Source organism: Paracerasibacillus soli, assembly GCF_042432965.1.
Lineage (GTDB): Bacteria > Bacillota > Bacilli > Bacillales > Amphibacillaceae > Paracerasibacillus > Paracerasibacillus soli.
On record NZ_JBHLWL010000017.1, the window covers coordinates 128171 to 151826 of the forward strand.

General features: G+C 35.9%; 24 protein-coding genes. 16 read left to right on the forward strand and 8 right to left on the reverse strand.

Going from position 1 to position 23656, the window contains the following annotated elements:
* Positions 1 to 36 precede the first annotated feature (36 nt).
* Both ACFFIS_RS05525 and ACFFIS_RS05530 read right to left on the reverse strand, forming a co-directional pair.
* Positions 37 to 1662, reverse strand: coding sequence for a hypothetical protein (locus tag ACFFIS_RS05525; RefSeq protein ID WP_390186515.1), 1626 nt, complete (start codon positions 1660 to 1662; stop codon positions 37 to 39).
* A complete protein-coding gene (locus ACFFIS_RS05530) occupies positions 1655 to 2506 on the reverse strand; it encodes an ABC transporter ATP-binding protein (protein ID WP_390186517.1) in 852 nt (283 codons plus the stop codon). The genes ACFFIS_RS05525 and ACFFIS_RS05530 overlap by 8 nt, the downstream gene beginning before the upstream one ends.
* A gap of 373 nt (positions 2507 to 2879) precedes the next feature.
* Here ACFFIS_RS05530 and ACFFIS_RS05535 point away from each other — a divergent pair, with 373 nt between their 5' ends.
* The 9 genes from ACFFIS_RS05535 (at position 2880) to pstB (ending at position 13032) form a co-directional block, all read left to right on the forward strand.
* Positions 2880 to 3725 carry a DUF6612 family protein gene (locus tag ACFFIS_RS05535; protein WP_390186518.1) on the forward strand — a complete coding sequence of 282 codons (846 nt, stop codon included), beginning with the start codon at positions 2880 to 2882 and terminating at the stop codon, positions 3723 to 3725.
* A 597-nt stretch (positions 3726 to 4322) separates the two neighbouring features.
* Positions 4323 to 5429 (forward strand): ABC transporter ATP-binding protein, encoded by a 1107-nt coding sequence (locus ACFFIS_RS05540; RefSeq protein WP_320380447.1) that lies wholly within the window; start codon positions 4323 to 4325, stop codon positions 5427 to 5429.
* Complete coding sequence (locus tag ACFFIS_RS05545; RefSeq protein ID WP_390186521.1) at positions 5416 to 6225, forward strand: ABC transporter permease; 810 nt, start codon at positions 5416 to 5418, stop codon at positions 6223 to 6225. The genes ACFFIS_RS05540 and ACFFIS_RS05545 overlap by 14 nt, the downstream gene beginning before the upstream one ends.
* 1 nt (position 6226) lies before the next feature.
* The gene (locus ACFFIS_RS05550; RefSeq protein ID WP_390186523.1) at positions 6227 to 7030 is read left to right on the forward strand and encodes an ABC transporter permease; all 804 of its coding nucleotides are present in this window, start codon (positions 6227 to 6229) and stop codon (positions 7028 to 7030) included.
* Complete coding sequence (locus ACFFIS_RS05555) at positions 7027 to 8100, forward strand: ABC transporter substrate-binding protein (RefSeq protein WP_390186524.1); 1074 nt, start codon at positions 7027 to 7029, stop codon at positions 8098 to 8100. The genes ACFFIS_RS05550 and ACFFIS_RS05555 overlap by 4 nt, the downstream gene beginning before the upstream one ends.
* A 190-nt stretch (positions 8101 to 8290) precedes the next feature.
* Complete coding sequence (locus tag ACFFIS_RS05560; protein WP_390186526.1) at positions 8291 to 9310, forward strand: PstS family phosphate ABC transporter substrate-binding protein; 1020 nt, start codon at positions 8291 to 8293, stop codon at positions 9308 to 9310.
* A gap of 116 nt (positions 9311 to 9426) precedes the next feature.
* Positions 9427 to 10353, forward strand: a complete 927-nt coding sequence (pstC, locus tag ACFFIS_RS05565; protein WP_390186579.1) for a phosphate ABC transporter permease subunit PstC — start codon at positions 9427 to 9429, stop codon at positions 10351 to 10353.
* 18 nt (positions 10354 to 10371) lie between these two features.
* A complete protein-coding gene (gene pstA, locus ACFFIS_RS05570; protein WP_320380451.1) occupies positions 10372 to 11256 on the forward strand; it encodes a phosphate ABC transporter permease PstA in 885 nt (294 codons plus the stop codon).
* 984 nt (positions 11257 to 12240) lie between these two features.
* On the forward strand, positions 12241 to 13032 hold the full coding sequence (pstB, locus tag ACFFIS_RS05575; RefSeq protein WP_320380655.1) for a phosphate ABC transporter ATP-binding protein PstB: 792 nt from the start codon (positions 12241 to 12243) through the stop codon (positions 13030 to 13032).
* 122 nt (positions 13033 to 13154) lie between these two features.
* Here the strand turns inward: pstB and ACFFIS_RS05580 are convergent, their stop codons facing one another.
* Positions 13155 to 13484, reverse strand: a complete 330-nt coding sequence (locus ACFFIS_RS05580) for a YfzA family protein (RefSeq protein ID WP_320380452.1) — start codon at positions 13482 to 13484, stop codon at positions 13155 to 13157.
* Between the two features lie 175 nt (positions 13485 to 13659).
* Positions 13660 to 14175, reverse strand: coding sequence for a hypothetical protein (locus ACFFIS_RS05585; RefSeq protein WP_390186528.1), 516 nt, complete (start codon positions 14173 to 14175; stop codon positions 13660 to 13662).
* 626 nt (positions 14176 to 14801) lie between these two features.
* Here ACFFIS_RS05585 and ACFFIS_RS05590 point away from each other — a divergent pair.
* Complete coding sequence (locus ACFFIS_RS05590) at positions 14802 to 14882, forward strand: putative holin-like toxin (protein WP_390186580.1); 81 nt, start codon at positions 14802 to 14804, stop codon at positions 14880 to 14882.
* A gap of 209 nt (positions 14883 to 15091) precedes the next feature.
* On the opposite strand, the gene htpG is transcribed toward ACFFIS_RS05590, so the two are convergent.
* Positions 15092 to 16972 carry a molecular chaperone HtpG gene (gene htpG / locus ACFFIS_RS05595; protein ID WP_320380455.1) on the reverse strand — a complete coding sequence of 627 codons (1881 nt, stop codon included), beginning with the start codon at positions 16970 to 16972 and terminating at the stop codon, positions 15092 to 15094.
* Positions 16973 to 17242: 270 nt separating this feature from the next.
* Here htpG and ACFFIS_RS05600 point away from each other — a divergent pair, with 270 nt between their 5' ends.
* Genes ACFFIS_RS05600 through ACFFIS_RS05610 form a run of 3 tightly spaced genes read left to right on the forward strand, consistent with a single transcriptional unit; the run spans position 17243 to position 18333 of the window.
* Entirely contained in the window at positions 17243 to 17614 is a 372-nt protein-coding gene (locus tag ACFFIS_RS05600) for a DUF2089 domain-containing protein (protein ID WP_390186529.1), read from the forward strand.
* Between the two features lie 10 nt (positions 17615 to 17624).
* Positions 17625 to 18020 carry an SHOCT-like domain-containing protein gene (locus ACFFIS_RS05605; protein ID WP_320380456.1) on the forward strand — a complete coding sequence of 132 codons (396 nt, stop codon included), beginning with the start codon at positions 17625 to 17627 and terminating at the stop codon, positions 18018 to 18020.
* Between the two features lie 25 nt (positions 18021 to 18045).
* A complete protein-coding gene (locus ACFFIS_RS05610; protein WP_320380457.1) occupies positions 18046 to 18333 on the forward strand; it encodes a hypothetical protein in 288 nt (95 codons plus the stop codon).
* Positions 18334 to 18398: 65 nt separating this feature from the next.
* Here the strand turns inward: ACFFIS_RS05610 and ACFFIS_RS05615 are convergent, their stop codons facing one another.
* The 3 genes from ACFFIS_RS05615 to ACFFIS_RS05625 form a co-directional block, all read right to left on the reverse strand.
* Positions 18399 to 19649 carry an MFS transporter gene (locus tag ACFFIS_RS05615; RefSeq protein WP_320380458.1) on the reverse strand — a complete coding sequence of 417 codons (1251 nt, stop codon included), beginning with the start codon at positions 19647 to 19649 and terminating at the stop codon, positions 18399 to 18401.
* Between the two features lie 339 nt (positions 19650 to 19988).
* Positions 19989 to 20429 carry a YwnF family protein gene (locus tag ACFFIS_RS05620; RefSeq protein ID WP_320380459.1) on the reverse strand — a complete coding sequence of 147 codons (441 nt, stop codon included), beginning with the start codon at positions 20427 to 20429 and terminating at the stop codon, positions 19989 to 19991.
* 137 nt (positions 20430 to 20566) lie between these two features.
* Positions 20567 to 21733, reverse strand: a complete 1167-nt coding sequence (locus ACFFIS_RS05625; RefSeq protein ID WP_390186531.1) for a TraB/GumN family protein — start codon at positions 21731 to 21733, stop codon at positions 20567 to 20569.
* Positions 21734 to 21987: 254 nt separating this feature from the next.
* Here ACFFIS_RS05625 and ACFFIS_RS05630 point away from each other — a divergent pair, with 254 nt between their 5' ends.
* The 3 genes from ACFFIS_RS05630 to ACFFIS_RS05640 all read left to right on the forward strand — a co-directional run bounded on the left by ACFFIS_RS05630 (position 21988) and on the right by ACFFIS_RS05640 (position 23550).
* A complete protein-coding gene (locus tag ACFFIS_RS05630) occupies positions 21988 to 22440 on the forward strand; it encodes an NUDIX hydrolase (RefSeq protein ID WP_320380461.1) in 453 nt (150 codons plus the stop codon).
* A 4-nt stretch (positions 22441 to 22444) separates the two neighbouring features.
* Positions 22445 to 22888 carry a PH domain-containing protein gene (locus ACFFIS_RS05635; protein ID WP_320380462.1) on the forward strand — a complete coding sequence of 148 codons (444 nt, stop codon included), beginning with the start codon at positions 22445 to 22447 and terminating at the stop codon, positions 22886 to 22888.
* A 62-nt stretch (positions 22889 to 22950) separates the two neighbouring features.
* The gene (locus ACFFIS_RS05640; RefSeq protein WP_320380463.1) at positions 22951 to 23550 is read left to right on the forward strand and encodes a restriction endonuclease; all 600 of its coding nucleotides are present in this window, start codon (positions 22951 to 22953) and stop codon (positions 23548 to 23550) included.
* Positions 23551 to 23656: the final 106 nt, after the last annotated feature.

Sequence of the window (23656 nt, forward strand, 5' to 3'; positions counted from 1 at the left end):
AAGGCCAATTGCTAGCTATCTTTTGTTCACTACTTACTACTTCCTTTTGAAAACTATCTTCCATCCTACAAACGTGGCGATAAGCAATATTCCCAAATAAATATACAAGCCAAAAGTTACATGCAACATAATAAAATGAATGAATGCCAACACTCCGACAATAATCATGAGTAAGAAAAGCGTTAACGAGTTTCCACCTTGTTGTCCCGCCTCATACGGTTCAGAAAATGGATAAGCTCCTTTATTTACAATTACATAAGAAATCAATGTATATAAGATGGCCGCCACAAATATAACGATTAAATCTGGAATAATTCTTACTGAAAATATAAAAACAAATGAGATTGCTACAAGAAGATATATAGGTACATATAACCTCACAATAAACGCCTTCAATGTTGCGCTATACACAGTAGCACTATCCGTATAAGGCGTTACTTGAAAAATCCAACTCCCCTTATACTTACTCGAAAACCTCAACATAAAGACGACTGTACCAATAATAATATTTATAAAATAAATCATGAAGTATAATTTACTCGTTGTAAAGTCTACAGATGTCCCCATGTTCATATTATTAAGTAAGAAAATAAACGGAAAAGCGAGTGCCATACCTAACGATGGATATACCTTCAATTTAAAATCACGCTCTTGACTCATCATAAGAGATGCATACTTAAAATAAGCCCGTTCCGTTTTATTAAAACAAACAACTCTCGCAAAAAGGTTTAAAAGAGGCCGGCGTTTCCTTTTCTTCTTTTCCGTTTCTTCCATTAACTTCTGCAAATTGCTTTCAAATACAGGCATGAATCGATAGTACAGCATAAAGGCTACAACCGGTCCAATCACCGCTAACAATGAAAGTAATGCAATGCCAAAAGAAAAGTCTTGATTAAAGAACAGTTGAAAAGGAGCGGCAAACCATATAGGCGGAATGAGTAGATGCCACCAAGAAAATTGATAGACAATATTTAAATCAACTATATCAAATAGCCGAATGAGCACTTGATAGCCGATAACAACGGCAATGGCTAAAAATATTTGTACATAATTAATAATGTCCTTTAGTCGCTCACTATCAAAATATTTCAAGATAAAAATATAAATGAGTGCAGTTATCGCCAAAATAAATAACACTAAAAAAATAACTTCTAAAAAAAAGAGCAGAAATACAAAAAAGCCTTGCACACCAATCATAAATACAGACGGGATAACTAAAAACGCCCCGGTTATAAGTGACAAATATATACCAACGTGAATTAATTTTGCTGCATTAATTGTTCGTGTATCAATCGGCTTCGTACCTAAAATTGTTTTATCACGGACATCGAGTAATACCGACGAGAAATCAGCAATCATAGATGTCATTAAAATAAACATTGCCATTCCAAATATAATTGCCATCTGCATCATATAATGGTCAATCCACATAAACGGAACTAGTATTAATCCGTAAAGCCCATAAATTAGCAATGACTTCAAAAACTGATTCGTGTCTGCTTTCTTTTTAGACATATCTTGATTAAAAATGGTTGGAACTCTTCGCTTATCCATTGTCAATTTCATCTTAATAATCTTTCGCATCATGTCATAATCAATATGTAATTTATGAAACAGAGATTGAAAGCGATCTAAAATCTTTAGGGAACGAAAATCACTCATTTTCATCACCTACTGATTTCCCATCTCTCACATTTTCCGTTACTTGCTCTCGGACACTCTCATTCGTAATAATTTTGACAAACTGCTCGGCCTTTTCTCTATGTTCGTCAAATCCTGTTAATTGATTAAATATATTTTCTAAGGAACCTTCCTTACTTTCCACTTGGAGTTCCTCAAATGAACCATCTGCACGAATTTGTCCATCAGCAATTAACACAATGCGATTACTTATTTTCTCTACAACATCCATAATATGCGATGAATAAAAGATTGTCTTACCACGTTTAGCAAGTTCTTCTAAAATGTCTTTCATAATCATGACACTATTTGCATCCAGACCACTTAATGGTTCATCCAGAAATATTAAATCCGGATCATGTAGGAGGCTAGAAGTGATCAACACCTTTTGCTTCATTCCTTTAGAAAATGAGGAAATACGCGCATGGAAAACATCTGCCATTTCAAACGCCTGCATTAAGTTCTCTGCCTTTTGCTCAGCCTCTTCCGCATCAAGACCGTACAATTCCCCTACGAAGGTTAAATACTCACACGCAGTCAAGTTATCATAGATCTCCGCATTCTCAGGTACATAACCAATCTTCTTCTTATAGGCATGATTTCCAGTTAAAATATCTTCTCCAAACACCTCTACTTTTCCACCATACCCATCAACAAGACCTAAAATGATTTTTAACGTCGTACTTTTCCCTGCACCATTTGGTCCAATGTAACCGATAATTTGCCCTTTATGTACATCTAAATCTATTCCATTTAATACATGTTTTTCGGAATACTGCATCGTGAGATTCTTTAACGATATGATTGGTTCCGTATTCTCAGTCACTTTAACCACCAACTTTGTACTTTTTTCTAACATAACAATGTATATACTATTTTGCAAGGGACTTTTCACTATAGGGTGAAATTTCAATCAGCAGAGGCTTTCACACCTGCTCCTACAATTTTTTAGTTAGACAAATCCATTTTTTATGAATTGCCGAAGTCACATGTATCATGCTCAATTCCAAAGGTCAGGGCCTACAACACATATTATCTAAGTCTTCTATCTTACATTTATATAAAAACTAAGTAATTAGAACTAGGATTATTTCATTATTTTTATATAAAATGCAAAAATTGTATTACCTCATGAAACTTTTCATGATACATTGCGTATGAATACTATCTAGAAAAACAAAAAGGTGAGGAGAAATGTCATGAAAAAATGGATGTTAATGATTACATTAATCTTAACAATTGGTCTAGTAGGTTGCGGCAATAAAGCCGAACCAGTTGATGGAACGAAAAAAGAAAAGGTAAGTGAATTAACTGCGGAAGAAGTATATAAAAAGGCTTTAGCAGCTGCTGAAAAAATAAACAGTGCCGAACTCACAATGGATATAAAGCAAAAGATTAATATACCTAGTGAAGATATAGCGATTGATTCTACAACTAAAATGGATGCACAGATGATTCTCGATCCACTAGCAATGTATCAAAATGGGAAAATTTCGATGTCTATGGATGGGGAATCTATGGATATGAACATGGAGCTGTACCTATCAGATAACGCCATATATACATACGACAGTGAGTCAGAGAAGTGGTTGAAGATGGATGGTTCAATGCTCGAGATGATGGCCAACCAACAACAAGATCCAACAGATCAATTAAAGATTCTCGAGCAATTTACTAAAGACTTAAAGTTTACGCAAACAGATGATGCATTCATACTTGAACTAACAGCTGATGGCGATAAAGTAAAAGAAATATCTTCAGAATTAATGAAAGAATATATGCCACAAGAATTAATGGAGCAATTTAATGAAATAGGTCAAGATATGCTTGATGCCTTAACCGTAAAAACATTAACATATGAAATGGAATTCGATAAAAAGACATTTGATCTTAAAGATTTAGACATGGCCATGGATATGTCATTTGAAATTGATGGAGAGACACTTGACATTAATCAAGAGGTAAAAGCTACTTATCAAAGTATAAACAGTATTGATAAGATAGAAATTCCACAAGACGTTATTGACTCCGCGATTGAGATGTAATCAAAACAATGAAGGGTCTGACCCCTCGTTCAACTACTATATTTAGTAAAAAAACTCATTTTATCATACTACATGTAGTGGTTGGGGGGTCTGACGCTTTGGTCTTATCTAACTACGTTTCACTTTTCCATCAGGATAGAAGTATAAACTTAATTTTAGTATTGTTGCTTATATGTGTTAGAAAATACCCTTATGACAGTCCCACGTTCATTCCGTTATGCCCAACCACTTCTCAAGTCCCCTCTTATCAAAGGTGCTACCCACTCATAGTACAACATCACAGTCGTCTGATTATTCCACGCCCCCACCATTTCCTTCCCTTTATTTTCACTACTCCATGTTGCAAATTTTAATCGTAGACATAATTAGGTGAGCCTTCCTGTTTCCCGTTTTCGTAATCTTGATTCAAACAAATTTTTATAAGTTGTAGAAAAGGCACAAAAAATTATTCCCTTTTCAGCCTTTTCATGTAATAATTATTCCGTTATGCAATTATTGAGCCAAATTGGGTATGGTAAAAAATGAATAGTCTTTTACCTGAACGGGAAGATATATACATACTCTTTACATATGATTAAAAAATAAGGGAGAGTGGCAATGACGGACCAACAAATTATTCAATTCAAAAATGTAACAAAGCAGTTTGGTGACGACCAACCTGTATTAAATGAAGTAAGCTTTGAAATTGAACGTGGGAAATTTTATACATTATTAGGACCCTCTGGTTGTGGAAAAACAACAATTTTACGATTAATTGCTGGTTTTATGGAGCCAACGTCCGGGGAAATATACTTTGACGGGAAACTTTGCAACCACATCCCCGCAAATAAAAGACAAGTAAATACAGTATTTCAAGATTATGCACTTTTTCCTCATTTAAATGTATTTGAAAATGTCGCTTTCGGTTTGCGGATAAAAAAATTAAAAAATAAAGTAATTGAAGAGAAAGTAAGACAAGCTTTAAGTTTTGTGAATTTAGGTGGTTATGAGCATAGAGAAATTAAGGAGATGTCTGGTGGACAACGTCAACGTGTTGCCATCGCACGCGCAATTGTAAATGAACCGGAAGTAATTTTACTAGATGAACCACTATCTGCATTAGATTTGAAGTTAAGGACACAAATGCAGTATGAACTTCGCCAATTACAACGTAGACTTGGAATTACATTTATATTTGTCACACATGATCAAGAAGAAGCACTCGCAATGTCAGATGAAATCTTCGTCCTAAATAAGGGGAAAATTCAACAGAGTGGTACACCGATTGATATCTACGATGAGCCAATTAACCGCTTTGTTGCTGACTTTATAGGAGAATCAAATATCGTAAAAGGTACGATGATTGAAGATTTTCGCGTGGCGTTCGTCGGGCAGCAATTTGAATGTGTCGATCAGGGAATGAATAAAAACGAGCCAATTGAAATTGTCATCCGTCCTGAAGATTTAGCTATTACCTCTCAAGAAAAAGGAAAGTTAAAAGTAACCGTTGTTTCCCAGTTATTCCGCGGTGTACATTACGAAATTATTGGTCAAGACGCTGCGGGGAACGAATGGCTCGTCCATTCTACTAAGAAAGCTCAAGTTGGGGACCAAATTGGTTTAGACTTTGAGCCTGAGGCTATCCACGTCATGCGCTTTGGAGAATCAGAAGAAGACTTCGATCGACGTCTTGAAGCATATGCGGAGGACGATGAACGTGAATAAAAAGCTAACTCGCCAATTATATTCAGTTCCGTATTTACTTTGGATAATTTTGTTTGTTATCACGCCAATCATTCTCGTATTATATTATTCCTTTTTTGATATTGAGGGGAACTTTTCCTTCGTTAACTATCAAAAATTTTTTACACCTGTTTATTTAAAAATGACATTTAGTTCTTTTTGGTATGCCTTTTTAATTACGGTTATCGCATTACTTATTTCGTATCCTACTGCTTATGTTTTAACGAAGACAAAACATAAACAATTATGGCTACTTCTCATTATTGTACCGTCTTGGGTAAACCTTTTATTGAAGGCCTATGCATTTATCGGTATATTTGGACAGCATGGCATGGCAAACAACATATTGGATATTATCGGAGTAGGTTCGAGACAAATTTTATTTACTGATTTTAGCTTTATATTTGTGTCGGTCTACATATTTATCCCTTTTATGATTTTACCAATATTTAATGCGCTCGATGAATTAAATCCGTCCCTACTTGATGCGGCAAACGACTTAGGTGCGAGCCGCTGGACAACATTTAAACGTGTTATTTTTCCGTTAACAATAGATGGTGTGAAATCTGGATGCCAAATCGTCTTTATCCCTGCTTTATCGTTATTTATGTTAACAAGATTAATTGCCGGTAGCCGCGTCATTACACTTGGTACCGCAATTGAACAGCATTTTCTTGTCACACAAGACTGGGGGATGGGATCTACGATTGCCGTCTTTTTAATACTTGCCATGTTTCTTGTTATGTTAGTAACGAGAGACCGAAAGCGAGGTTTGTAATATGAGGCAAAAAGCGTCACTTAAATCCAGGTTGTTTTTAATTTTTGTTTTCGCTCTTTTATATACCCCCATCTTTTACTTAATCTTTTACTCTTTCAACAGTGGGGGAACGATGAGCAATTTCAAAGGATTTACACTGGAATGGTATCGAGAAATTTTTCATGATACCCGACTCATGATTATCGTCTTAAATACGTTAGTCATTGCATTACTTTCATCTATTATCGCAACTGTAATTGGTGTTATTGGTGCTTTGGCTATTTATTCGTATCGAAAGAGTAGAACAAAAAATACGGTACTCTCTTTAAATAATGTACTAATTATCAGCCCTGATGTAATTATGGGTGCTTCGTTTTTAATCTTATTTACAATTGCAGGTATTAAACTCGGCTTTTATTCAGTGCTACTATCGCATATTGCGTTTAGCATTCCGATTGTCGTTTTACTTGTCTTGCCGAAGCTTTCAGAAATGAGCCCATCATTAATCGACGCTGCTCGTGACCTTGGTGCGAGTCAATGGGATGTATTATCCAAAGTAATTTTACCTTACATTACACCAGGTGTCTTTGCTGGTTTCTTTATGGCACTTACGTATTCCTTAGATGACTTTGCAGTTACTTTCTTCGTAACGGGGAATGGATTTTCTACTTTATCAGTGGAAATATACTCTTTAGCAAGACGTGGGATTTCACTTAGTATTAACGCATTGTCTGCCGTACTGTTTGTCGTCACGATTATGCTTGTTGGAATTTACTACTTTATTAGCCAACGGGCAAATGTAAAAGAGGTGGCTATTAGAAAATGAATAAACTCATTCGAACCCTTATAGCTTGCCTCATCGTAAGCGCCTTGCTGTTATATATCATCCACGAGTTGAATAAATCTGAAGGATATGCCGGCGCTGATACATTAACGATATTTAATTGGGGCGACTATATCGATACGGATTTAATTAAGCAATTTGAAAAAGAGACTGGTATTAAGGTTATTTATGAAACATTCGATTCAAACGAGGCAATGCTTACGAAGATTCAGCAAGGCGGGACAACATATGATGTCGCCGTTCCATCTGAATATATGGTAGAAAAGATGTACGAGGATGAATTACTGTTACCGCTAGATCAATCAAAGCTACCAAATTTAAAAAATATAGACGAGCGGTTTTTAAATCTTCCGTTTGACCCCGGCAATAAATATTCCATTCCATATTTTTGGGGGACCGTTGGTATTACATTTAACCGTAAACTCCTACCAAATAAAGAGTTCGATAGTTGGAACGATCTATGGGATAAAGATTTAAAAAACCAAATTTTATTAATTGATGGTGCGCGGGAAATCATCGGTATGGGCCTCAATAGCCTAGGCTACTCATTAAATGATACAAATAAAGCACACTTACAAGAAACGCTAGAAAAACTTGAAACATTAACACCAAACGTAAAAGCTGTTGTTGGTGATGAGAACAAATTACTCATGCAAAATAACGAGGCTGCAATCGCTGTTATTTGGTCCGGTGATGCAGCAGATATTATGGGTGAAAATGAAGATGTAGACTATGTTGTACCGAAAGAAGGATCAAATTTGTGGTTTGACAATTTTGTTATTCCAAAAACAGCGAAAAACGTGGACGCTGCATACAAATTCATTAATTTCATGCTTGATCCTAAAGTCTCTGCCCAGAATACGGAATATGTTGCCTATTCCACGCCAAATAAAGAAGCATTAAAATATATGGATCCTGAAATGGTAGAAGATGAGCGATTTTATCCAGCTACCGAAATTACGAAAAAACTTGAGGTCTATCAAAATCTTGGTCGAAAAAATCTTGCCTATTATAATGATTTATTTTTAGAATTTAAAATGCATCGGAAATAGTATGTTTAAAGAGGTTGTAAACGAAGGCGCTCTTCCCTTTGTTACACCTCTTTTTATTTTTGCCCTGGTTTCTAAATTTACATAACATTTACACTTAATTAAAACTAGCTCAACAATTCCCCTTTATACTTGAAATTGTAAGGAACTACAAAAACTACAAACATTTATCCAAAAAGGGGAGGACAATGGCATGAAGTTTAAAAAGTTATTATTACTTCTTATGTTCATGATTGGAGCTGTTATTACGACTGCATGTTCGGACAAGGTTGGAGCTGACGAACCTCAAAAAAAGGCGGACACAGAAGAGAAAGCTTCAGATGGTTCAAAAGATAGTGCAGAGAAAAGTAAAGAAACCGCAGCATTATCGGGTAGTGTTGTCATTGACGGATCTGGTACAGTCTATCCACTGATGGCACGAATTGCAGAAGAGTATATGCTAACAGAACAAGAAGGTGTCTCTGTAGAAGTGAGTCGAGCAGGCACAAGTGCTGGTTTCAAAAAATTCCTTGAAGCAAATGGTACAGATTTTAATGATGCTTCACGCCAAATCAAAGAAGAAGAGCAAGCGAAAGCCGACGAGTTAGGAATTGAAATAAAAGAATTAAAAGTTGCTTTAGACGGCTTAACATTCGTTATTAATAAAGAGAATGATTGGGCTACTGAAATGACCGCTGAAGATATAAAGAAAATATTCTTAGCTGATGGCGACATCACAAAATGGTCTGACATTAATTCAGATTGGCCAGACGAGGAAATAAATACGTACGGTCCAAACGAAAACCATGGTACATATGAATTTTTCTATGAAAATGTACTAGAAGAACAAGATTTAATGAATAACGTAAATTTACAGCAAGAATATTCCACACTTGTCAAACTCATTTCAGACGATAAAAATGGCATTGCATTTTTCGGATTTGGATACTATGCGACAAACCAAGATGTACTTCAAGCGGTTGCCGTGGACTTTGGAGAAGGTGCTATTGTACCGTCCCTTGACACAATTGCGGAGGATGGTGACTATGCCCCGTTCACTAGACCAGTATTTACGTACTTAAATGTAAATCATGCCATTCAGAAACCACAAGTATTAGACTTTGCAAAATATGCACTAGACAACATCAATGTTTTTGCTGGTGAAACTGGCTTTGCACCAATACCGCATGATGAAATACAAGAAAACTTAGATTTTCTAGAGGAATTAAAATAACTGTTATGGATTACCTAGTTGTTTCTTAGTTCAATATAGCACCCCCTGTTGAGGATGAGATTGCAATTGGCCATCTCATCTTCTTATCTCATTTAGAAAGGAAAAAATATATGCAAATGAATGTGAGTGTACGAGATTTAATGAGGCAACAAAAGAAACGAAGAGTCTATATACAAAGGTTAGAGAAACTCATCCCATTCTTCCTATTCATCATAGCATGTGGTTCAGTCCTCACCACGCTTGGGATTATTTATACACTGCTTTCAAATGCAATAGCATTTTTTTCTCATGTCTCCATTTGGGAGTTCTTTACGAGCACTGTGTTGAAACCATTAAGTAAAGAACCGCAATTTGGTGTCTTACCTTTAGTGGCAGGTACATTGACATCAACCGTTATCGCAATGTTTGTTGCAACTCCTATTGGATTAATGGTTGCCATTTACTTAAGTGAATTTGCTTCTTCACGCGCAAGAAAAATTCTTAAACCAATTTTGGAATTACTAGCCGGCATTCCGACCATTGTGTATGGCTTTTTTGCCTTCACATTCGTTACGCCTATCTTACAAAAGGTCATTCCAAGTTTAGAAGCAACAAATATTTTAAGTCCTGGAATAGTGATGGGGGTCATGATTATTCCGATGATTGCTTCGTTATCAGAAGATGCCATGAATGCTGTACCAAATACATTAAGGGAAGGCGCGTTAGCTTTAGGTTCCACACGTTTTGAAATGGCCCTCAAAGTTGTCATACCTGGTGCATTGTCAGGAATAATCGCTTCTATCGTTCTTGGCATATCCCGAGCAATTGGTGAAACAATGATTGTCACCATTGCAAGTGGTAGTTCAAAAAACTTCTCCTTTGATGTCACACAATCCATGCAAACGATGACCGCATATATTGTCGAAGTTACTGGCGGTGATGCACCAGCAGGATCAACAATTTATTACAGTCTATATGCTGTTGCCTTGACCTTATTTATATTTACGCTTTTGATGAACTACGTTGCTAGTATGATAACTAAGAAATTTAAAGAAGATTACTAAGATAGGGGGAAAGAAAAGATGAAACCAATGGACTTTTCAACAACGACAGATAGAACCAGATTCAGAATTACGGTTAACACAATTGCAAAAGGAGTATTCTTCCTATCTACTATTTTTTGTTTACTTGTTCTCAGTCTTCTTTTATATCGTGTATTTTCTCAAGGTATCTCTTGGATTAACATCGACTTTTTAACCGGAAAACAATCTACTCAAGCAGAAAGGGCAGGTATTTTTGGTGCTATTTTAGGAACCCTTTGGTTAATGGTCGTCGTCACTCCTGTTACATTATTTTTCGGCGTCGGAACAGCCATTTATTTAGAATTATACGCAAGAAAAGGAAGGTTTCAATCTTTCATCCAAACAAATATCGCTAACTTGGCCGGTGTACCGTCTATTGTCTACGGCATTCTTGGAATGACGGTATTTGTTCGTGCATTAGATCTCGGTAATATCATCCTTGCGGGCGGTTTAACCATGTCATTACTTATTTTACCTATCATTATCGTTGCCAGCCAAGAGGCTATTCGTGCAGTACCTTATCAACTTAGCGAGGCTTCTTACGGTTTAGGAGCGACCAAGTGGCAAACAGTAAAGCGTATTATTTTGCCTGCAGCTTTACCAGGTATTTTAACTGGTGCCATTCTTTCTCTCTCACGTGGAATAGGTGAAACAGCTCCACTTGTCGTCATTGGCATTCCGGCACTATTGATTCCATTTCCGAATGGTATTTTTGATAAATTTACAGTTTTACCAATGCAAATATATTATTGGACATTAGATTCTACACTTGTTGCGGAATATGCGAATCTTGCTGCTGCGACGATTGTTGTTTTACTCGTGTTACTTGTTACCTTAAATGTTACTGCGATTATGTTGCGGAATAAATTCCAACATCGGTTTTAGGAGCTCGTCTCTGAATACAGCGGTTAAAACAGCTACTGTAAGGAAGCGATTAAGTGGTAGATATTGTTTTTATAAAGGTTGTGGATACTGCACAATATACTCAAACTGTGAACTAACTATCTTTTAGATGAGTGCATAACTCGCTACGAAAATACACTTCGCTTTCCGCGGGCGGCTGTTGAGCCTCCTCGAGCTAACGCTCTGTGGGGTCTCATCTAGGCCTTTCCTCCCGCAGGAGTCTTCGTGTATTTTCTCCGCTAGTATTTGTATTTTAAAATTGTGAAATCTATTATTCATTACTTAATTAGATATTCAGATTTTGCACAATAAAATGCGTTCTTTGCATTTTTGAGGAGTCAACTGTCCTTCACTCCAAACAACCGCGATGATTATGCTAATCAATCTTTGTAAGTCTTATAAGAAACATACTTCAAAGGGAAAATACTTGTGTACAATTGATATGCATGCATTGGTAGAGAATTTACCCTTTATTAAATACTGTCACTTAGCGCAGGCGGAATACGTAGACTCCTGCGGGAACAGCACGAGTCCGAAGACCCCGCAGCGCGATTTAGAGGGGGGCCGACTAACTACGGCCTTTGCGGCCAACGTCGACATACCCCAGTGTTGGGGCAAGGCAGGTTAAGTTCGCGACGTCCTGTCGCAACACCTGCACTAGCACGTCCTGTGCGTCGGAAACCCCACAGGAAATAATTTAAGGAGGGCCGACTAAATACGGCCTTTGCGGCCAACGTCGGCATACCCCAGTGTTGGGGCAAGGCCGTGCCCGCGGAAAGCGAAGTATTCTGCCGGAGCGAATTCACGCTCCCATTCGTTATAAAATAAGTAAAAGAAGCAAGTTTTCACTAGTTCGCAATATACGTCTACTATGTAAATTAAAATAAATGGTAATTGGAAAGTATAAACCAAAGGAGTGTTTTCATGAGTGCGATTACTGTATTAAGTCAACCAAAGACAAATATAATGGAAAAGGATACTGAACATGTAGAGCGGGTCGAGCTTATTAAGAAACCTGTATTTCAAACAGAAGACTTCCATTTATGGTACGGGGACACACATGCTTTAAAAAATATTAATCTAACCATACATGAAAAAGAAGTTACAGCAATAATTGGTCCATCCGGTTGTGGAAAATCAACTTATTTAAAAACATTAAATCGTATGGTCGAACTTGTTCCAGGAGTAAAAACATCCGGTAAGATTGTATATCAAAATCAGGCGCTTTCTGATTATCCAGTTGAGGAACTACGCTCACGTGTTGGTATGGTATTCCAAAAGCCTACCCCATTTCCAAAGTCTATATACGAAAATGTCGCGTACGGCCCGAAAATTCACGGTATCCGTAATAAACTAATTTTAGATGAGATTGTTGAGAAGAGCTTGCGCGGTGCTTATATATGGGATGAAGTAAAAGACCGTCTCCATACGAACGCCTACCGCTTATCAGGTGGGCAACAGCAACGTCTTTGTATTGCACGTTGTTTAGCAATCGAGCCTGAGATTATTTTAATGGATGAACCAACATCCGCACTTGATCCTAAATCAACCTTAAAAGTCGAGGAATTAATTCGTGATTTAAAAGATAAATATGCGATTACGATTGTCACACACAACATGCAACAGGCAGCAAGGATTTCTGATCGCACAGCATTCTTTTTGGATGGAAAAGTTGTAGAATACGATCAGACGAATACAATCTTTCATCATCCTCATGATAAGAGAACAGAAGATTATATATCAGGTAGGTTTGGATAACAGCAAAACGGGTATAATCACTATAACCCTATTTCTCAACTCTTTTCTTTTTAACTTCCCCTATGAAATAAAGGTTGGACCAACTTACTCGTTAAGTTGGTCTTTTTTTGTGTTATATTTGTTCATGACAGATGTGTAGTAGGTTTTTCCTTCCTTGGCCAAAATGAATAAATAAAGGAACATAGCCCATGAATGATTAACGTTATTCCCCATACTCCTGTTACATCATTAAATTGTTTCAGGTCATGAATCTGAATCCATTCTAAAAAAGTAAGTTTTGATACAAACCATTCTCCAAATTGATTTAAATTAAATACTTTCCAAACAACGAAATCTTGCGATATAAAGAATCCTATTTGGAAAATAACAAACACCACAAGATGCACGTACCATATCATTCGGGACTTTCTCCCATCCGCACGATAATCCTCTTCGGTTGTTAATCTAGGCATACTTCATCTCCCTCCAAATATAAATTAAAATTCCTTCCGGTTATATGTTTATTGACACAAGTATGACATCTATAACAACATTGATAAGACGATAAAAGTTATGATGAAATATATACCAAACCAAATAGAAATAAAGTAGGCTATATACCTTCATGCTCCCCACCTTATCAATCTACTAGTTAAATTTATAGTTATCCGTATATACCCTAGATTCTTTCATCCCCTTTGGAAGCTTTTGAATTTCCAAATAATATCTTCCTTCGCCTAGGTTTACACTTTTGTTCATATCTTCATTATTTTTTGCTTGAATAAGGAGATTTAACTTTTTGTATTCCAATTTAGGTTTTTCACCATACACAATAAAGTAGTTTTTGTATTGATCATACCCATATTTATTATCACCGTATGCTACTGTCAATATTTTATTATCCTTTAAAATAACGTAGCCCAATTTATCTTCTTGACTAATAAACAGAGCAATTTGTTGCGTCTTATTAAAGTCAACAATCTTTTCTATACTTTTCACCATGATTTGATCCCCTATCGCAGTAAAAGATTCAATTTCCCTTTTCAAATCAGGCTTTTCAACTTTTACATTTGCATAAACTTTATGAGTCGAATGATAGATGTTAAATATACCTAATCCACCTATAAGTATCGAAATTGCCAGTAATATCTTTTTCAACTTCATCACACCATCCCCATTTGTTTTTTTGAAGAAATTGCAATATAAAAATCTATAAGAAGTGAATATTCAGTCACCAAAAGCACGATTATAGTTTATCAAATTTTAACCCTTATGATTACTATCCAATGTTTAAATGTATAACCTTAATAGGCATCTCTACGAATCATAAGAGGGAGTACATCATTCGCACTTATTCTATATTTTAATATTATCATAAACAGGCAGCTTTAGGGGTGGGTTATTACTGAAAGTTTCGACATAAACCGACACCTTTTACTACAAAGACGCTAGCCATTCCACTTAATTGGAAAAAGAGAGAACCCCATATTAATATAACAAATATCAATTCTCCACCTCTTTCTTTCACATTTAAATAACATTATGATACATATTGCTAGGACAAACAACTTATCAAGCGTTCATAAATATAACAGCAATATATAGATAAATATTTAATCACATATTATATGTAATTAATACGGGATGAGTGAACATAAATTCGGGTCTTTTGATTCATTTAAAGGAACGCATGTTTCCTTACGGTGTTTTCATGCTATAATAGAGAAGTACAATGAGGCGTTCTTGGGTGGCGACTCACTCCCTGATTGCTGAAGGGGGGTGATGCCTATATGACGGTTTTTGAAGCGCTTGTATTAATGATTTCGTTTGGAACATTAATTATTGCGATACTGTCACATGCAAAAAAATAACCACCCTATACGCCTGACGAGCATGGTAGGGTGATTTTTGTATTTATCCCACTATGTGAGTCGCCCCCTTGAGGGCTATTGTACAGGGCCGTTGGTGCAGCAACACCAACGGTCCTTCTTATTATATGTGCTTCATTTTACATTATTATAATAAACAAAACATTATTTGTCACGGCTTCTTACATATTTATACTCGGTTTTATCTTGTTTTAAACCATTACTTTACAAATATCATTTGTAAATTCTACTGGATCTTTTACCGGTAGCCCTTCAATAAGTAGCGCTTGATTATATAGCAAGTTTGTATATAACGTAAACTTCTCCTTATCCGCATCGAATGCAGCCTTCAAGGATTCATACACATCATGCTCCGTATTAATTTCCAATACCTTCTCTGCTTCAACATGCTGATTGTTTGGCATTTGATTTAATACTTTTTCCATTTCAAGTGAAATATCTCCGTCTGTTGCTAAACATACTGGATGCGTACGTAAACGTTTCGATACACGTACTTCTTTTACTTTATCACCTAGAATTGTTTTCATTTCGGCAAATAAATCTTTATGTTCTGTTGCTTCCTTTTCCGCCTTTTTATCTTCTTCTGTTGTATCAATTCCAAGGTCACCGCTCGAAACGGAACGGAATTCTTTTTCTTTATATTGCATGAGCATTTTAATTGCAAATTCATCAATTTCATCAGTGAAATATAAAATTTCATAGCCTTTATCCGCAACTAATTCAGTTTGTGGTAATTTTTCGATACGTTCATTCGATTCACCAGTCGCATAATAGATATATTTCTGATCTTCTGGCATGCGCTCTACATATTCTTCTAAGCTAACAAGTTTCTTCTCTTTGGATGAGTAGAACAGAAGTAAATCTTGTAATGTTTCTTTGTTCGCGCCAAAGTCACTATATACGCCATACTTCAATTGACGGCCAAATGCATCATAAAACTTCTCGTATTTCTCTCTTTCGTTACGAAGCATTTGTGTCAATTCACGCTTAATACGACGGGTAATATTTTTCTCGATTAACTTCAACTGACGATCATGTTGTAACATTTCTCGTGAAATATTTAGTGATAAGTCTTCAGAATCGACCATCCCTTTCACAAAACTAAAATAATCAGGGAGTAAGTCCGCACACTTGTCCATAATTAACACGCTATTTGCATATAGCTCTAAGCCCTTTTCATATTCCGCTGTATAATAATCATATGGCATCGTTTCTGGAATATATAAAATGGCATCATAACGAATGGAACCATCTGCTTTAATATGCGCATGCTTTAACGGTTTATCAAAGCCATAATGTTTTTCTTGGTAGAAATTGACGTAATCCTCATCTGTCAATTCACTTTGGTTCTTTCGCCAAATAGGTACCATACTGTTAATTGTTTCTTCTTCCTTGTAATCAACATACTCATCGGACTCGTCATCTTTCGGCTTACTTTTTGTTACTTCCATTTTAATTGGATAGCGAATAAAATCGGAGTATTTCTTAATAATTTCCTTCAGACGGTACTCTTCTAGAAACTGATCATAGTCTTCATCTTCCGTACTTTCCTTGATACTTAAAATAATTTCAGTTCCGACAGATTGTTTATCATGTGAATCAATCGTATAACCCTCTGCACCATCTGATTCCCAAACATATGCCTCGTCACTATCCACAGAGCGACTAATCACTTTCACTGTATCTGCCACCATGAACGCAGCATAGAAGCCGACTCCGAATTGACCGATTATATCATGACCATCTGTTATTTCATTTTCCTTTTTAAATGCTAACGATCCACTCTTTGCAATCGTACCTAAGTTCGTTTCAAGTTCCTCTTTCGTCATTCCAATTCCAGTATCAGTAATCTTCAAAACCCGTGTGTCTTTATCTGCCTCAATTTGAATAAAATAATCGTCCTTATCAAAGGTTAACGCGTCATCCGTTAACGTTCTATAGTACATTTTATCTATCGCATCGCTTGCATTAGATATCAGTTCACGTAAGAACACTTCACGATGCGTATAAATAGAATTAATCATCATTTCCAATAATCGTTTTGATTCCGCTTTAAAAGCAATTTTACTCATTTTATTTCTTCTCCTTCCGTATATATACATGTATCATTTTAGCACTCTTAAACAGAGAGTGCTAACCCTATCTTTTTATTTAACATATCCACTGCTTTCATGTCAATTAAAGCGCGTCCTTCACCTAATCATCTAGAAAGGCATATATTCAATTACAAAATTAATATATTTAATATTTATTAATTAAAATATAAAATTATTAAATATAATCATTTACTTTTTTAAGTTTATTGATATAATATGATGTAGAAAGAGAAGGGAGTTTGAATCATGACACATCAAGTATTAACCCATTGCCCTATCTGCAGCAATACATTAACCATTACAAAATTACACTGTCAACATTGCCACACAACGATTGAAAATGACTTCAAATTCTCGAGGATCTCCCAACTCTCGGAAGATCAACTCCATTTTGTTGAAGTCTTTCTTGTGAGTCGTGGAAATATTAAAGAAGTTGAAAAGGAACTCGGCGTTTCCTATCCGACAGTACGCGGTAAATTGAATGACATCATTTCAACACTTGGCTATAAAAAAGAAGAAAAAAAGAATCACACAGCTATTTCTAAAGAGAATATTGTCACCATGCTCGAGAATGAAGAGATAACCCCCGATGAAGCAATTAAATTACTAAAAAGGTAAGGTGGATCATATGAAAAATGAAATTTCAAGAATTTTGAAGATGATGGAAGAAGGAAAAATCGATGCAGATAAGGCGAGCGAACTCATCAACCTGTTAAAGCAAGAGCCACATCAAGAAGAAGAAAAAGGGCACAACAAGCGTGATACTCATTATTTAGATAAAACACTAAAGATTGTGGTCATTTCTGAGTCTAATGATAATGTAAAAGTTAATTTGCCCCTTCGACTCGTTAAAATCGCATTAGCTACCGGACAGAGTATTGCTGCAAGTATTCCACAGTCTGCGCAATATGTAAAAGATATTGACATTGATCTAATCTTAGATGCTATTGAAAATGAATTGGATGGGCAGATTGTTGACATTACAACTGCTGAAGGAGACCAAATCAATATATTTATAGCGTAATGAAAGAAAAAGGTAGGTGTATATCATGATTAAAATAAAAATCCAGGCCCAAGGTCAAAGAAAACTTACAATACGCATTCCATATGGTTTATTACATCTTGCCAATGGAATTATTTGTTCTAACTTTGTATGGAAGAAAATTATAAAATCTAATCCTTCATTACAAAGCCTACCTTTTCCTCTTCATCAGATGAATAAGCATTATGCAAAGCCGATGATAAAACAACTCATACGGGAAATGCAAAATTATCGTGGCTTAGTTATTGTTGATATAGACGCTAGTGATGGTTCCATTCTCTACATTAGATTGTAGTCATGGAAATCAGCTATTTAAATTAAAAGCTAGTAACGTAAAGTATCACCTACTATTATATGATGCTATGTATCTGATTTTAGTTTTCGAAATACAAAATAGAAATAAAGTGAGCCGGTTAAATATAATCCGGATGTTATCGTAAATATGTGTGCATAACCCCAGTAAGAGCCATACTGTAGCACAATTGACGTTGAAACAGGACCCATAAAAGCCCACCCTAACTGAAATACCATTTGATTCACGGAGTTTGCGAGACCCTTTACAGAATCATCAACTTTTGACATCATTAATGACATTTGTATCGGGTTACCAGCATTCATTAACGCTTGGCGGAATAGAAACCCTATACTCGCTAACCACAAATTTTGTGTATAAGCTGTTAATAAAAGAAATGGCAAGGAAGAAAGTTGTAAAATAACAACCGCACGTACTTCTCCAACCTTTTTGACTACTAATGGTCCAATAAACATAGCTACCGCTGTTGCCGCCTGGCCAAGCGATATAATAACACCAATCATCGAATTAGAGGCTGCAAATCGATCGGCAAAATATAAGTTTAAATACGGAATAACGAGTCCGCTACCAAAGCCAATTAACAATTGCGCAATGGAAAAAAGCGCAATGATCTTGATACCAACTTTATTCGCATTAAAAAATACCTTCAAATCAAGTCTTTTAGATGAATCCCTTTTTTCTGTATATACCTTCTGTTTTTCTGTCATTTTTAAAACAGGAATAAAAGCTAATAAATAAAAGAGAGCACCCACAATTAATGTAAACCGAATACTTAACAACTCCGAAGTAAACAAAGAAAATAAATCGGTTAATCCTCCGCCTAAAATACTACCTAATACATTAGCAGCAGTCATAATAGCAGAATGTAAACTAAATAAATGCACCCGTTGTTTGGGATTAGAATTTTCCGCCAGCCACGGTATCGATGACACTTGTAAAAAGGCTGTTGTTATCCCAGTCGCAAAGCCAGTTGCTAACAGGAAAAACTGTGGTTCCACGAGACTACGTAAAATAAGTACCATTCCCGATGTGATGACGCCAAACAGCATGACCCTTTTTCTACCTAGCTTATCGCTCATCATTCCAGCAGGAACTAAGATAAGTGCTGTCGCCAATGCAGTAAGCGCAATGACTTGCCCATTTACATCCTGACTCAACCCAAGCGCTCGTATGTAGAAATTATAAATGACCATAAACATGCCCATACCAATTTGGGAAAAGATATTAGCCCAAATAGCTAACTTAATATTCCGATTATATGTCTTGAATTGCGCTGACCATTCTTCAATAAATGACATGCTTTTCCTACTTCCGCCATTAAGTTTTAGCTTCTATTTAAAAATTTCGTGTCCCTAAGTATATTAGCTTTTATTCGTCTATTTGTAAATTGAAATGCCACACAACTCATGGTTTAATCTCAATGATTATATGACAATACACGGGGTAAGTTTGTATAATATTTTCACACCCCAGATTTATGATTTTAGCTAAATTGGGGTGCATAGCAGCTTTCTTATTTCTACAATTTGTCTTTGTAAAATCAAATCGAGTAAGAGGTGTATGAGGAAATTGCTAGTACACAAATAAAAACAGACCCCCAACTACGTGAAGGTCTGTTTTTCTAAAACGATACTAGTTTAGTTTTCTTCTATTGTATTCGATCTATTTTCTTCTTCCAAAAATCTAACAAAATGTTGCATCATTTGTAATGGTTGTTCATGGATTAAGCGAATATATCTTTTTTGTGATAGCTCAGATGCGATATCACTTTGTTGAATTCGTTTAATCATATAATCTGTACTAAGTTTATGAATTTCTCTTTTTTGAAGCTTTGATTCCCTGGAGAGCGCTAATCCAAATGCTCCCAGTGCTGCAAATATATAAACAGTTGGAGTACTTTGATATTCAGCTGGAACAATAAATAGTAAGAACACAATGTTGACTAGGGAAATACTAATTAGTGGTAAGGACCACAGTGCATACTTCGATGACTTTTTAGCTAATGGTCCAACAATCTTTTGGATTTGTTCCATTTCCCGCTTCACAAAACGTGGCATCTTAGACATATACATATTCATAATCCTCACATCCCTCCACGCAATATCCGATTTCTTTAAAATATGATGATATATATTTCATTATAGTCTTTTTTTATCTTTTACCCAATCATTTCATTTTCAAACTAACATTTTTTTAATCAACATGCATCTCACGATTAAAAATGTTTAAAGAATAACCGAATAACGTCTGCTCCTCCAATAAATGTCCCAAAGGAACTTCCAATGTTAGCAAGAACAACGACGAGTAAAACACGGGTAGCTTTATTATGCCAGAAGCCTTTTACTGAAAAAACATCTTGTGATAGTGATTCAAAATCACGTACACTTGGCCTACGTACATATGCTTGCGCAATTCCCGCGAACCAACCTGCTGCAAGCAATGGATTCAGTGACGTAATGGGGGCAGCGATAAATGCCGTCACTATCGCAAGCGGGTGTCCAAATGCTATCGCAGTACCAATTGCAGATAATGAACCATTCCATAACACCCAACTTAAAGTTTGCTGCCAACCTGCAGATGGGTTGGAGAAAAATGTATAAGCAATAATCCCAATAATGAGGGCCGGTATGGACCAGCCGATTACTTTAGGCCAAATAGATTTGGGCGGAACTTCTGTTAACTTTTCTAAATCATGGTGATTACGAAATTCGCGTGTAATCCCTGGAACATGCGCCGCTCCCAAGACTGCTACTACCTTTTCACCTGGCGCTTCTTTTATTTTCTGGGCTAAATACCGATCACGTTCATCAATTAAAGGTTCTTTTAGACGCGGAAAGTATTCCGTAAAGTCTTGCAACATCGAATCAATCATATCCTGTGATTTCATCTTTTCCAATTCTTCTTCAGAAATCGTTTCTTTACTAAAAATCCCAGCAATCACTTGTGTCAGTAACATTGCCTTTCCTTTTATTCCTAGATTACGCCATATGCGAGAAAAAGTGATTTGAATATTACGGTCTGCTAGAACGAGACCTGCTCCAACTTCTTCAGCTGATTTAATCCCCTGAATCATTTCCTGACCAGGATTTATATTAAATTGTTCAGCCATTCGCTTTTGAAAGGAGGAAATGGCTAAATTCATTAATAATAATGTTGCCTTTTTTTCCTTAATAATTTGAAAGATGTCGGTATCTTTCCACTTGTTTCCTTCCGTAATCGACTGATAACGCTGTTCGTCTAATTCAATACAAACTGCATCCGGCTGCTCTGCTTCAATTACTTCTTTTACTTGCTCTGCACTTTGTTTTGATACGTGTGCAGTACCGATTAATATATATTCTTTATCGTCTACATGTATTCTTGTAATATTTTCCTCAGACATGGACATACCCCTTTTATTCAAAAACCTCACAATTGCTGTGTGTTTTAGTTGAATTTATTCGTACATTTTTTTGTGTACAGTATCCAAAATCGTATATCTATTATCTTAAACTAGTTAAACTAAAATGAACATTAATTTTATGCTCATGTCAGTAAATTTTCTCATACCCTATGTTATAATAATTACATAATTTAAAATATTTTACTAGCTGAAACTGAAATTATTTTAACGGATTAGATAGGAGTGGGACTGAAATGGGGTATATACGAGAGCTGAGAAAGTTAGTAGGGCACCGGCCTCTCATCTTCGTTGGCTCTGTCGTCATGATTTTAAATGAAAAAGGGCAAGTGTTGTTACAACAAAGGCGGTTTCCAAAAGGAAAGTGGGGGCTCCCAGGTGGTCTTATGGAACTAGGTGAGTCAACCGAAGATGTTGCACGCCGTGAGGTAATGGAAGAAACGGGATTACATGTTGAGAACCTACAATTGTTGCAAGTATATTCAGGTCCCAATCATTTTATTAAAGCAGAAAATGGTGATGAGTTTTATGTTGTTACAGTTGCTTACCATACGAACGATTTCTCAGGCAATCTCATTGTAGATGAAACGGAATCCATTCAATTTAAGTTTTTTGATTTAACAAATCTACCGTCATTTTTAGTAGGTACACATCAAATGATGCTTGAAGACTATATAAAATCGAGGTGAGTCCATGATATTTCATGCTAGAACAGATAGCTATTTAGTGATGAACATAACCTTTACTATGATTATTGTAGCGGCCTTCGTATGGTTTCCTATCATATTTTATTTAGAGACACCATCTCCTGCATTAATTTTTACAGCATTATTATTTTCCATCATTTGTGAGGGGTTACTAACATGGATGATGTTTCGCAAATACGCACTCCATAACGACTATGTCTTGATAAAAGGCGGGCCATTTTCTTTAAAAATTCCCTACAATGAAATTACGCACGTAGAACATACGAATAGTACGTATATCGGATATCGCATTTTATCAGCAAAAAAAGGAATCGACATTCATCATCAAACAGCCAAAAATGGGTGTATTAAAATTTCTCCCAAAAATGAAGTACAATTTTTACAAGTGTTGAAAAAACGTTGTCCCCACGCTATCTTTATCGAAAAATAATTACAATGACAAATTGTATAAAGCGCCATATAAATGTCTACATTGAAAATGAGGTGACATTTATGATAATTCTCGTCATTGTTTTATTATTCGTAATTGGTGGCTTGTTATGGCATATAAAAAATAAAAAGGATCATGAAGCATATCTACTCACCAGAAAGCTAGAAGTAAGTGAAAATTTAAAACGGACACTTGCCATGGGATTACATGCACGCTTTAACTTTCCAACAAAATTGAATGAAGAGGGTGAAAAAGTCTTTGAAAAGGCTTCTTCCATCTTTTTAAAACAAACATCGTTGGAGTTTGAAGATTTTGTAGCCACTATTTTTAAAAATTACTTTGGTGGGTATGTGTATACGGCACCTAAAGCTGGTGACTTCGGAGTTGATTTTGAACACCATCGTGAAGACGGCATCTATTTATGTCAAGTGAAAGCTTGGAAAAATGATTTAAATTACGAGGCAATTGCACTATTACATTCCAATATGGTAAAGCATCAAGCAAAAGGTGGATATGTGATTACAACAAGTGACTTTACAGTTGGAGCAAGAGATTATGCAAAAGGACTCCATATTGAACTTGTGAACGGGATTGACCTTGTTAACTACTGGCTAGAGGCAATGGAATTACAAATTTATGAACAAAAAGAGGAAATGGCCTGAAATAAATCCTATGACAAAAAGTGACAAGTTCGTTTAGTAGAGGAAGATACTAACAACAGTGAATATGAATATATAATGAGTATGACATAGAGAAAACAAACGCATC